Here is an 11,320-nt window from a genome sequence, read left to right on the forward strand (position 1 = left end):
GCCCAGACCCACCCCGATGGCGTGCCGTTCAGCCGCAGCACCAGCTCGCACGATTACCAGCATGTACCGCGCCCCGTGACGGCCATGTCCAGGCAATATGCAGCCGGCGACTACACGGCGCCGCACAGCCACGTGCGGGCGCAACTGCTGTATGCGACGGAAGGCGTGATGCGCGTCTCCACCGAACATGGCGTGTGGATCTTGCCGCCCCGGCGCGCCCTGCTGATCCCCGTGGGCGTCGTGCATGAAGTCCATATCTTGAGCGAACTGAGCATGCGCACCGTGTACATCGATGCGCAGGTGGCGGCCCCGTATGGCGCCGATTGCAAGGTGCTGGAAGTGAGCCGGCTGCTGCGCGAGCTGATCCTGGCCTTGCTGGCCGAACCGATCGAATATGCGCTGGCGGGGCGCGGCGACTGGCTGGCGCATTTGATCCTGTCGGAACTGGCGGCGGCCGACACCGTGCCCCTCGCCATCCCCTGGCCCCGCGACCGGCGCCTGGTGGCCGTGTGCTCGGCCATCATGGACGCGCCCGGCAGCCGGCGCAGCATCGAGGACTGGGCCCAGGATGCGGGCGCCAGCGCGCGCACCCTGATCCGCTTATTCCCGAAGGAAACGGGCTTGCACTACCGCCAATGGCTGCAGCAAGTCCACCTGGCCGAGGCATTCTGCCGCCTGGACCGGGGCGAAGGCGTGGCCGCCATCGCCTATGCGCTGGGCTACGCCAGCCCCAGCGCCTTCAGCGCCATGTTCCGCCGCATCCTGGGCCGCACGCCGCAGCACTACCTGAGCGAGTGGCGCGCCGCGTAGGTCGGCTTAGCGCGGCGCAGCCGCGCGTAAGCCGACAAGCTAAGCTGCCGGGCATTGTCGGCTTACGCCCTGCGGGCTAAGCCGACCTACAACTTGATTGCTCACCGGCAGCCGCTAAACCAGCGTCGTAGGTCGGCTTAGCGAGGCGCAGCCGCGCGTAAGCCGACAAGCTAAGCTGCCGGCATTGTCGGCTTACGCCCTGCGGGCTAAGCCGGCCTACTCTTTTTCGCCCGCGATCAGGCGGTAGGCCAGCGCCCCGAGCAAGGCGCCGATGATAGGGGCCAGCCAGAACAGCCACAGCTGGCTCGTCGCCCAATCGCCCACGTACAGGGCCACGCCCGTGCTGCGGGCCGGGTTGACGGAAGTATTGGTGACGGGGATGCTGATCAGGTGGATCAGGGTCAGCGCCAGGCCGATCGGCAGCGGGGCGAAGCCGGCCGGCGCGCGCTTGTCGGTGGCGCCCAGGATGACGATCAGGAAGAACATCGTCAGCACGATTTCAATGACCAGCGCCGACAGCATCGAATAACCGCCCGGCGAATGGGCGCCAAAGCCGTTCAAGGCAAAGCCCTTGCTGACGTCGAAACCGGCCTGGCCGCTGGCGATTACGTACAGTACGCCGCCAGCCACGATGGCGCCCAGCACTTGCGCGATGATGTAAGGCAGTAACTGGCTGGCGGGAAAGCGGCCGCCGGCCCACAGGCCGATCGAGACGGCAGGATTCAGGTGGCAGCCCGAGATGTGGCCGATGGCGTAAGCCATGGTCAGCACCGTCAGGCCAAACGCCAGCGCTACGCCGGCAAAGCCGATGCCAAGGCCGGGAAAGGCGGCGGCCAGCACGGCGCTGCCGCAACCGCCCAGTACCAGCCAGAACGTGCCGAGAAATTCGGCGCCATATTGTTTCATGATGTATTCCTTTAAAGTGACGAGAAAACGTGCCAGGGACGACCAATCGGACCGCTCACCACCTTTGCCCCGCCCAAGGGCGACGGCAAAGCACAGCACCAGCAACGCACGCTGCAGAGCGCGCATAATGACACGACGTCATTATCAATGCAACATTATTACGTATAATAATGCTAATAGTTCTCTTGACACCTAAAGGTTGTTTTGATAATTCTCATGGCGCGGGGCGGCGCATGTACTTTTCCGGCGCCTCCAGCGGCGCAAAGCCAAAGCCCGCATACAGGCCATGCGCGTCATCGGTGCCCAGCATCCAGGCAACATCGCGCAAGCGCGCATCACCAAGTACGGCGGCCACCATCTGCCTGCCGTAGCCGCGCCCCTGGTAGGGCGGCAGCACGAACACGTCGCGCAGGTAGGCAAAATCCGTGTAGTCGGTGATGACCCTGGCGAACGCCACTTGCTGGCCATCCACATAGCCGCCGAAACACAGCGCGTTGGCGATCCCCTTGCGCACCGTTTCGATCGCCACGCCGCGCTTCCAGTACGACTGCTCGCTCAGGTAGCGGTGGATCATGGGCACGTCCAGCTCGCCGCGCTCGCTGGAAATGCGTAGCGGCGCGTGCATCAGTTCTTGTACAGCAAGTCGGCTTCGGCGATGCTGGGCTCGCCGAAATACACGGTGCGCAAGCCGCCCTTGGCATCGCTGCCCATGTACACGCCCGTCATGCTGCGCGCGACGGGGTCGTACAAAATGGAATAGCGGTGGCCGCAATTGTGCGGTTCGCAGACGCTGCTCAGCAGGCGTGCCTTGCCGTCGATCTCGACGGGCTTGAGCGGGCTGGCCACGCCATCGGGCACCCAGCGCTGCCGCTTCAGGCCCGCCTTTTTCAAGCCCTCATTGAAGGCCTTGCGAAAGGCGTAGTCCGCCTTGTAGACATCGGGGAAATACGGACAGGTATGGCCGCCGTCGCAGCTTTGCGCCTGCTCGATCAGCGACAGTCTGGGTGTACGCGCTTGTGCCGGCACGGCGGCCAGCGCCACGGTGGCGCCCAGGAATACGGGTAAAAGCAAACGTACAGACATGCAATCTCCTAAAAGCATAGTGTAATGCCGGAAGCATAGCAGAATGGCATGCTTGTGCGCGCGCCTCAGGGAGAACAGCGGATGCCGACCACGCCGTTGACTTTGCCTTCCGGCCAGCCCGTCTCGCGCCAGCGGTACACGCCGGGCGCGACGATGATCAACTGCCATTCCACCAGCTTGCCAGCGGCATTGAGGCGGGTCTCATTGTCATAGCGCAACGTCAGGCTGCGCTCCGTTTCCGCCACCACCGTCGCGGCAAAGCGGTTGGTTTCGCCCAGCTTGCTTTTCCACGTGCGGTCGTTGAAGATCGCCAGCCGCTGATGATCGTCAGACAACTGCATGCGCGTAAAGTGCCGCGCTTCTTCGCACACACTATTCGTATTCACGCTGTCGGACCAGCTGCCGGACAGTTGTTCGGCATCAAAAGGAGTCGGGGTGGCGGCCACGGCCGCACTCAGCAGCAAGCTTGCAAGCATAGTTTATCGAAAGAAAACGAAAGGAATCTCATGGTCAACGCAGCGCCAGGGTGATGCTCGATGGCAGTGCGGGCGTGCGCCGATGCAAAGTCGCCTGCTCGTAGGCATACGCCATTGCAATGAGCGGCATGTCGCCGTGGGCAGGGCCGATGAAGGACAAGCCAACCGGCAAGCCCCCGACCATGCCGGCAGGCACCGTAATATGCGGCAAATCGGACTGCGGCGATACGCCATGGCAGGTCGGCCCCACCAGCGCATCGAGCGCATGCGAACGCAGCAGCGCTTCAATGCCGCCAGACCCGGACGCGGGCGGCGGCTCGATCAGTTCGGCGCCCTGTTCGCGCAACACCAGCAGCGCCTGCTCGATCACGGCATCGGTCCCGGCGCACAGGCCGAACAGGCTGCGCGCCACGCCGATGCGGCGCCCTTGCAAGCCGGCAAGGTCGAGCGTCAAGCCATCGGCCAGGCGCTCGCCCGTCAGGGCGGCGAGCAGCCAGGCAGCCTCGCGCACGCTGGGCGCCATCGGTCCTGCCGTGGCTGGCTCACCGCCCTGCCCGCCAGCGGTCCTGCCCGTGGGCTTGATGGCGACCAGGCCGCAGTTTGAAGCAGGCGCGACGATGGAGCCGTCCGCTGCGCTGTCGACGGCCAGGATAGTCAGGCAGGCCCAGCTGGCACTGGCATGCGGCACGCTGACGGCGGCCCACTGGCGCAAATTGCTTTTGCCGATGATGACGGCGCCGGCCGCGCGCAAGCGCGCCGCCACAAAGGAATCGCAGCTGGCATGCGTGGCCAGGGGTGCCTGCGTGCGCGTCTTCATGCGGTCGCCCGTGGCGATATTGTCGCGCAAGACGACGGGGATGCCATGCAAGGGGCCGCGCACCTTGTGCACCTGCCGCTCGCGGTCCATTTCCAGGGCAATTTTCAGCGCGTCGGGATTGATTTCAATGCCGGGATAGGCGCGCGCGCCGATGCTGCACAGGGAGCGGATGCGCGCCAGGTACTGCGACGTCAGCGCATGGGAACTGAGTTTGCCTGCCTGCATCATCTGCTGTTGCGGCAAGACCCCTGCGTCGAGCAAATGGGCCATGGGACTGGCGGGCGCCGTGGCACGGGCCAATACGGGGCGCGACACGCCCCGGGACGCGCCACTGCGTAACATCTGACTGCGCTGCATCGTATCTCCAGGAAACCTCAGTGTTTCTAACGCAATAATGTGCTAGCCATAGCATAGCAGTCCTTGCAACTCAATTGTTGTTGAAAGGAATTATTTTTCAAGCAAAAAAAAACGCCGCCCGAAGGCAGCGTTTCTTGATGGTCAAGCACTGGCGCGTATCAGTTGCGCACGACACGCTTGTATTCGTTGGTACGGGTATCGATTTCGATGACGTCGTCCTGTGCCACGAACAGCGGCACTTGCACGGTGTGGCGGTGCGCGTCGATGGCGTTTTCGATCTTGGCTTCTTTCAGGACGTTGCCCGACGTGTTGCCCTTGACCGCAGGCTCCGAGTACACCACTTGACGGGCGATGGTCGTCGGCAGTTCAACGGAGATAGCCTTGCCGTCGTAGAAAATGGCTTCGCATTCCATGCCATCTTTCAGGTAATGCAGTGCATCGCCCAGGTTTTCTTCTTCGATTTCGTACTGGTTGTACTCGGTGTCCATGAAAACGAACAGCGGGTCGGCGAAGTACGAATACGTCACTGGCTTTTTATCCAGAACAACCACGTCGAACTTGTCGTCGCCGCGGAACACGTTTTCCATCGGGGTGTTCGTCAGAAGATTTTTCATCTTCCATTTGTAGGTGAAGCCCGTGCGGCTCGAACCGTTGACATCAGAACGCAACACGATCATTGGCTTGCTGTCGACCATGATGATATTGCCAACACGAATTTCTTTTGCGGGTTTCATAGGAATGTACGTAAAAAGTGGGTTGCATGAAGACCATCTGCCGCCTGTGCGCCATCAGCGCCGCAAGCTTGCGTTTGATCGGTTAAAAATACGTTAGAAATAACCGGGCATTTTACCTTAATTTTGGGCAAGCGCCTATCTCGTCGCGCCGGCGAACGCCAGCAAGTTACTTGCCAGATCGCCATGCGCCTGCATCTGCCGCTGCCAGGCTTGCGCGCGCGCCCGGATGCGCGGCAGATCGGCCTGCAATGCGGGCCACAGCTGCGCCCACGGCAAGGCGTCCGCGCTGGCGCCATTCCAGGCCAGCGCAGCCTGCACCAGGCTGTCGATGGCGCCGTCCGCGTCCACCGCATAGCGCTGCAGGAAGGCGCGCAATTTCACGTGATGCAAGTTTTCGTCCTGCAGATAGATATGCCAGAGAAACGGCTGGCCCGCCCATTGCGCGCGCACGAAGGAATCCTCGCCACGCACGCAATTGACGTCGCAAGCCCACAGCAGGCGGTCGTAATCGTCCTGCGGCACGAAAGGCAGCACGTGCACGGTGAGCGCGCCGCGCGTGCGCGCCGCACCGGCTACCGCCGCATCGTCGCCAATAAACGCTTGAACGGCGTCGAACGCGACGCCTGCCGGCACCAGGCATACCACAGCTTGCTCACCCGCCTGCCAGGCCGCGAACAGCTCGGCGACGGGCGCGGACGGATAGCAGAACAGCGATACTTTCACGGCACACATTTCCGCCGCCGTGACGCCGAACTGCCCGAGGAATGCCGCCATGGCGGGCGCATCGGACTGGAACGCCAGCCTTTTTTCATCGAGCGCCGCTTCGCGCAGCAAGCCGCCCGTCTTATCGGTAAAACCGGGAAAGAAGAAATGCTTGATCATGCCGTGGCGCGGCGACGTCAGCGCATGGCAGCCCTCGACCCAGTCTTCCGCCGTCAATCCTTCCAGATTCAGCCATACGGGCTGCGGCGAACACTGGGCCATGGCGGCGATATAGCCGGGCGGAATGTCGCAGGCAAAAAACTCGATGACGATGTCGGCAATATCGGCGGGTGCAAACGCGCCATCCTGGCCGCGCCAGTGGCGGACCGTGACGCCGGACACGTGCTGCGCTTCGGCCGCCACGTCGATTTCGGGGCAGATGCGCCGGAAACTGGATAAATCATCGACCCACAGGGTGACGGCGACGCCGTGCTCGCCGTTCAACTGCCGCGCCAAGCGCCAGCAAATGCCGATATCGCCGTAGTTGTCGACGACTTTGCAGAAGATGGCGAGAGATGGTGCGCGATCGGTAGGTAGTGGCATAGTCAAGGGGAAGAGAAAAACGTGGGCATGGCAGCCAATAACAAAAAAGCCGCGCTGTTACCAGGCGGCTTTTTTGTTGGCTGATTCAGCCGGTCTGGCGTCCCCAAGGGGATTCGAACCCCTGTACTCACCGTGAAAGGGTGATGTCCTAGGCCTCTAGACGATGGGGACAGAAAATCTGTCCTGGATGCGCTGCGTTGCATCCCGACCTGTTACTTTACTTGCTGACTGCGTGCGAATCTGGCGTCCCCAAGGGGATTCGAACCCCTGTACTCACCGTGAAAGGGTGATGTCCTAGGCCTCTAGACGATGGGGACAGAAATCTGTCCTGAATGCATTACTTCGCATCCTGACCCGATACTACAGCAATCGCAGAAACAAAAAAAGCCTGACTTGTCAGGCCCGTTCAGCACTGCACTCTTGCTTTACAACTAAATCCTGGCGTCCCCAAGGGGATTCGAACCCCTGTACTCACCGTGAAAGGGTGATGTCCTAGGCCTCTAGACGATGGGGACCTGTGCTGGCTTTACTCTCAGCGGACTCTTCGTTGAAGGCTTTGCTTAGCCCCTCAAAAAAGCGTGCGCGAAGTATAGCATGGGGTGATTCACAAAATCAACCGCAGGCGCATCTTATTTTCCATGGAGGAAACCGCTCCCGGCGGCGATTGCTCAATGTGCAATCGATCGGCTGTGCGGGCGAGGTACAGGTCCTCAGCAACAGCAGCCAGACCAGCAAAAGGAAAGCCTCTTGCTCCCCCCCTTCGTTTGTACTGGCCCAAACCCGCGTCATACAAGGGGTGGGCGGCGGGAGGAGCTGAGCAAGCCTGGCCCGCCGCCTTGACCATCAGTTCTTGTAATGGCTGAAGCGATAACCTTGGTCGAAGTATGCTGCCAATGCGACGATCGCTCCGGAGCACGTGAGCATCAAGGCCACTGCGCTCGTGTCACGAGTCGCAGACTGGGCAACCATTGATAACGCCCACAACGGGGCAATACCGCCGGCAATGGCAGTGCCGATTTCACGCCCCGAACCAACCCCCGTCGAGCGGTTTTGCACGGCAAACTGGCGACTGAGGAAAGAGCCCTGTGGGGCGAACATCATCGGCGCCAGCACCCCGGTGCCGACGATCAGCGCCAGGTAAATCAGCCTGTTCTCGCCGCTGTCCAGCAACTGCATGAACGGGTACGCGAACAATGCTGACAGCAGGCCGCCGACGATCAGCAGCTTCTTGCTGCTGAACTTGTCACACAGATAGCCGAAGAGCGGGACGGCAAAGATTGCGACCAGACTGGCCAGTGTCACCGATAGCGATGTCACGCTGGCCGAAATGCCTTTGAACTGGGTCAGGTAGGCCAGCGAGAAGGTCTTGAAGACATAGCTCAGTGCGTTGTAACCGATGGCGACAAAGAAGACGACGCCCAGGCCCTTAAGATTGGTTTTCCACAATTCGCGGAACGGCCTCTTCTGGCGATGGCTTTCCTCGAAGTGGTGATACTCTGGCGTTTCCGGCAGACTCCCACGCACCCAGAGCCCAACCAGTACCAGCACGAAACTGAGGATGAAGGGAATGCGCCAACCGCCGGCAAGCAAAAACTTGTCGCCATTGACGGTCAGCAGATAAACGGTCAGCGACGATAGCAACAGGCCAAGGTTCAGCCCCAATGCAGGCCACGCACCTTGTCGCCCCTTCTTGTTGTCGGCCGCATGTTCGTAGGAAGTTACCGCCGCCCCCGCCAGTTCAGCACCGGCGCCCAGGCCCTGCACAATGCGGATCAGCACCAGGCACAGGGGCGCCCAAACGCCGATGCTGGCGTAGGAAGGGACCAGGCCAATGGCGGTCGTGCACAAGCCCATCATACAGAAAGTAACGAACAACATTTTCTTGCGCCCGTAGCGGTCGCCGAAGTAGCCGAAGAACAGCCCCCCGATCGGTCGCGCCACAAAGCCGATGGCGAAGGTGGCAAAGGCTTGCAGCGATGCATTCGCCGGGTCCGAGGTATCGAAGAAGACCTTGCTGAAGACAATCGACGCCATCGTCGCGTAAAGATAAAAGTCATACCACTCCAGCATTGAGCCGACGATGGTCGCTGCCGCCACTTTGCGCAAACGACTTTTTGTCTGTGCCGGGGTTTCCTGTTCCGTTTTTTGAATGTTCAAAATGTCTCCTTCATGAATTAATTTTTTTATTTTTCGCCTAGAGCGTTCGAGTTGGGGCTGGCTGGGGAGCGACAGACAACCGTACGTTGTCCGCTACGCAAACTCAGCGCCTCATCACTTCACGCACAATGTATTCAGCAATGGCTAGCGACGATGTCGCCCCTGGTGACGGTGCATTGCGGATGTGGGTAATGTTGCCGTGTTGGCGAATCACGAAATCGTCAACCAGCGCACCATTGGCCTCCATTGCCTGGGCACGGATCCCACGAACCGCCGGAACAATACCGACCGAGGCAAGCGTCGGCACATAGCGCGCCGCCTCGCGGACAAAGCTCGCCTCGCTGACCACAGTCTTCAGTTCCCGAAGCGTCGCCGGCAGGTTACGGGCAGCAAACTTCCAAAAGCCGGGGTAGCTGGCAAAATTGAAGATGTCGGCCAGGTTCATGCTGCGGCCGTCATAGTTCTCGCGACCAAAGGATATGAAAGCATTCGGGCCGATCGTCATCTGTCCGTCGATACGCTTTGTGAAATGCACCCCGAGGAAAGGAAAGCGCGGGTCCGGCACCGGGTAGATCAAGCCTTTGACATGCGACTTGAAAGCCTCGTCGATCACGTAATACTGGCCGAAGAACGGTACGATGCGTGGCGTGTCCTGATCGCCCGAACGCTCTGCCAGGCGATCTGACTGCAAACCCGCGCAGGCAATTGCCTGATCGAATACCGTATCGAAGACCTCTCCGTCTGCAAGTTCGACCCGTACTTCGCCGCCTTGCTCCAGCAGGCGCTCAACCGGCGAATTCAGACAAATGCGCCCGCCACGTTCCCTGATTTCATCGGCGATTCGGGCCGCAATTTGACCGTAACTGACAATCGCCGTTTTCGGTGAATGCAAGGCGCCCAGGCCGATGCAATTGGGCTCGATTTCGCGCAGCTCATTTGAGCCGATCAGCCGCACGCCAGGCACACCGTTGGCCTGCGCTTTCCGATAAATCGCCTCCAGGCGAGGCAACTCTTCCTCTTGTAGCGCGACGACAACTTTGCCGCACTCGTCGTAGGGGATCGCATTGTCGCGGCAATAGTTGCCAATCAATTCGCCCCCGCGCCTGCAAAGTCGTGCCTTGAGCCCCCCCGGCTCATAGTACAGACCGGCATGGACTACACCCGAATTGTGGCTGGACTGATGACTGGCGACACTCGCCTCCTTTTCGAACAGCACCACCGTGGCGTCGGGAAAATCCAACAATAACTGACGTGCGACTGCGAGGCCATTTATCCCCCCGCCGATAACTGCATAACGCTTCTTGTTCATTGCGCCTCTCAAAAAATAGCAAACTCGTCATTTCACTGCTACATGCATCACTTTGGTGAAGGACGAGGGCCTGCATATGCCGCCCGCCCAACGCCTGGCACCGACGCGATTTGCCCTGTCAAGCATTTTTGATCAAGCACAATTTAGATAAAAGCGAAAAATTATGTACAATTAATTTCGAAAAAAGAGAACAAGTGATGTCCATGACTTTAAAGCAACTCGAAGCGTTCTACTGGGCCGCCACCTGCGCCAACTTTGCGATTGCCGCCGAACGCCTGCATTTGTCCGTATCGTCTCTCTCCAAGCGCATTTCAGAACTGGAGGAAGCGCTTGGCATCAATCTGTTCGACCGGAGTGGCCACCGCGCCGTACTCAGCGATGCAGGCCAGGCATTGCTGCCACGCGCGCTGGCGCTGCTCGATGACGCCGCCGCAATACGTACCGCCTTCGCACCCTCTGCCGGGCTAGTTGGCCGTTGTACCTTTGGTGTTGGCGAACTCAGCGCGCTGACCTGGCTACCGCAGTTCATTGCGCAAGTCCGGGCACTGCATCCCAAATTGACGCTCGAACCCTATGTCGACGTGGGCTCAGTTCTGGAAAGCCGTGTCACCAAGGGCGAGCTCGATTTTGCGATCATTGCCGGACGCTCATCGCACCACGGCATCCTGTCGCAACCAGTCAGCCAAGCACAATTCATCTGGCTTGCCGCGCCAACCCTGGCTGTATCTGACAGCCCGCCTGGCTTGCGTGGTGCCGCCGATTTACTTGACGCTGGACAGCCCATCGTTGCCTTACCGCCATCAGCTGGCACCACGCGACTGATTGATGACTGGCTACTGGCTCACGGCATCGCTGCCGTTGAGCGTATAAGTTGCAATAATTGGGGGGCCATTGCCGGCATGCTGATTGCCTCTGTCGGGATCGGCATACTGCCCACAGGCTGGAGTCAAAAGCTGGTTGACCAGGGTCTGCTGCTCCCGCTCGCCGCCGCCGAAATGCCAGCACCGGTAATCTATTCTTTTCAGTGGCGGCGCGGAGACAACCGTCCACTGCTCGACCAGCTACGCGGGCTTTCCACCCAATATGTCGACTTCACTGCCGATCTATCGCGACCGCTGGGCAGCATAACGGAACGCTGATAACTGCCGGCCATGCGCCGCCCGCTGGCCACCTCGGCCGCTCGAGGCGACTTTGATTATCATGTGATTTCTGCGCTGTTGGTGGAGGCGGCATGGATACGGATGCTGGCTTCAGAAGATGGTGCTGTCGGATTACGCTACGCTAATCCGACCTACGCCACACTCCCCTGTCGGGTATGGCGAAATTGGCCCGGAAATAAAAAAAGCCGCCCAAGGCGACTTTGATT

Annotated in this window: 11 protein-coding genes and 3 tRNA genes; 2 read left to right on the forward strand and 12 right to left on the reverse strand. The window is 60.4% G+C overall.

Features of this window, described 5'->3' with window-relative positions:
* Positions 1–21 precede the first annotated feature (21 nt).
* Complete coding sequence (locus CSQ95_RS28670) at positions 22–810, forward strand: helix-turn-helix domain-containing protein (RefSeq protein WP_070223705.1); 789 nt, start codon at positions 22–24, stop codon at positions 808–810.
* A gap of 216 nt (positions 811–1,026) precedes the next feature.
* Here the strand turns inward: CSQ95_RS28670 and aqpZ are convergent, their stop codons facing one another.
* From aqpZ to lhgO, 12 genes are all read right to left on the reverse strand, one after another.
* Positions 1,027–1,716 (reverse strand): aquaporin Z, encoded by a 690-nt coding sequence (gene aqpZ, locus CSQ95_RS28675; RefSeq protein ID WP_099411976.1) that lies wholly within the window; start codon positions 1,714–1,716, stop codon positions 1,027–1,029.
* Positions 1,717–1,930: 214 nt separating this feature from the next.
* On the reverse strand, positions 1,931–2,341 hold the full coding sequence (locus CSQ95_RS28680) for a GNAT family N-acetyltransferase (RefSeq protein WP_070289887.1): 411 nt from the start codon (positions 2,339–2,341) through the stop codon (positions 1,931–1,933).
* On the reverse strand, positions 2,341–2,799 hold the full coding sequence (locus tag CSQ95_RS28685; RefSeq protein ID WP_162995609.1) for an Ivy family c-type lysozyme inhibitor: 459 nt from the start codon (positions 2,797–2,799) through the stop codon (positions 2,341–2,343). Before CSQ95_RS28685 ends, CSQ95_RS28680 begins: the two co-directional genes overlap by 1 nt.
* Positions 2,800–2,864: 65 nt before the next feature.
* Positions 2,865–3,275, reverse strand: a complete 411-nt coding sequence (locus CSQ95_RS28690) for a hypothetical protein (protein ID WP_070223698.1) — start codon at positions 3,273–3,275, stop codon at positions 2,865–2,867.
* Between the two features lie 34 nt (positions 3,276–3,309).
* The gene (locus tag CSQ95_RS28695) at positions 3,310–4,449 is read right to left on the reverse strand and encodes an amidase family protein (protein ID WP_070223696.1); all 1,140 of its coding nucleotides are present in this window, start codon (positions 4,447–4,449) and stop codon (positions 3,310–3,312) included.
* 158 nt (positions 4,450–4,607) lie between these two features.
* Positions 4,608–5,183: an elongation factor P gene (locus CSQ95_RS28700; protein WP_070223695.1), complete on the reverse strand. Its 576-nt coding sequence runs from the start codon at positions 5,181–5,183 to the stop codon at positions 4,608–4,610.
* Between the two features lie 135 nt (positions 5,184–5,318).
* Positions 5,319–6,488: an elongation factor P maturation arginine rhamnosyltransferase EarP gene (earP, locus tag CSQ95_RS28705; RefSeq protein WP_099411977.1), complete on the reverse strand. Its 1,170-nt coding sequence runs from the start codon at positions 6,486–6,488 to the stop codon at positions 5,319–5,321.
* A gap of 95 nt (positions 6,489–6,583) precedes the next feature.
* A tRNA-Glu gene (locus CSQ95_RS28710) sits at positions 6,584–6,659 on the reverse strand.
* A 70-nt stretch (positions 6,660–6,729) separates the two neighbouring features.
* Positions 6,730–6,805: transfer RNA gene (locus CSQ95_RS28715), tRNA-Glu, on the reverse strand.
* Positions 6,806–6,927: 122 nt separating this feature from the next.
* Positions 6,928–7,003, reverse strand: a tRNA-Glu gene (locus CSQ95_RS28720).
* A 328-nt stretch (positions 7,004–7,331) separates the two neighbouring features.
* Positions 7,332–8,645, reverse strand: coding sequence for an MFS transporter (locus CSQ95_RS28725; RefSeq protein ID WP_257218269.1), 1,314 nt, complete (start codon positions 8,643–8,645; stop codon positions 7,332–7,334).
* A 103-nt stretch (positions 8,646–8,748) separates the two neighbouring features.
* Entirely contained in the window at positions 8,749–9,954 is a 1,206-nt protein-coding gene (gene lhgO / locus CSQ95_RS28730; protein WP_070290416.1) for an L-2-hydroxyglutarate oxidase, read from the reverse strand.
* Between the two features lie 203 nt (positions 9,955–10,157).
* On the opposite strand from lhgO, the gene CSQ95_RS28735 reads away from it, so the two are divergent.
* Positions 10,158–11,093 (forward strand): LysR family transcriptional regulator, encoded by a 936-nt coding sequence (locus CSQ95_RS28735; protein WP_099411979.1) that lies wholly within the window; start codon positions 10,158–10,160, stop codon positions 11,091–11,093.
* The last annotated feature ends 227 nt before the right edge of the window (positions 11,094–11,320 follow it).

This window comes from Janthinobacterium sp. BJB304 (assembly GCF_002735765.1).
Classification (GTDB): Bacteria; Pseudomonadota; Gammaproteobacteria; order Burkholderiales; family Burkholderiaceae_D; genus Janthinobacterium.

Excerpts from the sequence above, each read along its gene's own strand:
- aqpZ (WP_099411976.1), bottom strand. The coding sequence starts at position 1,716 with ATGAAACAATATGGCGCCGAATTTCTCGGCACGTTCTGGCTGGTACTG.
- CSQ95_RS28680 (WP_070289887.1), bottom strand. The coding sequence starts at position 2,341 with ATGCACGCGCCGCTACGCATTTCCAGCGAGCGCGGCGAGCTGGACGTG.
- CSQ95_RS28685 (WP_162995609.1), bottom strand. The coding sequence starts at position 2,799 with ATGTCTGTACGTTTGCTTTTACCCGTATTCCTGGGCGCCACCGTGGCG.
- CSQ95_RS28690 (WP_070223698.1), bottom strand. The coding sequence starts at position 3,275 with ATGCTTGCAAGCTTGCTGCTGAGTGCGGCCGTGGCCGCCACCCCGACT.
- CSQ95_RS28695 (WP_070223696.1), bottom strand. The coding sequence starts at position 4,449 with ATGCAGCGCAGTCAGATGTTACGCAGTGGCGCGTCCCGGGGCGTGTCG.
- CSQ95_RS28700 (WP_070223695.1), bottom strand. The coding sequence starts at position 5,183 with ATGAAACCCGCAAAAGAAATTCGTGTTGGCAATATCATCATGGTCGAC.
- earP (WP_099411977.1), bottom strand. The coding sequence starts at position 6,488 with ATGCCACTACCTACCGATCGCGCACCATCTCTCGCCATCTTCTGCAAA.
- lhgO (WP_070290416.1), bottom strand. The coding sequence starts at position 9,954 with ATGAACAAGAAGCGTTATGCAGTTATCGGCGGGGGGATAAATGGCCTC.
- CSQ95_RS28735 (WP_099411979.1), top strand. The coding sequence starts at position 10,158 with ATGACTTTAAAGCAACTCGAAGCGTTCTACTGGGCCGCCACCTGCGCC.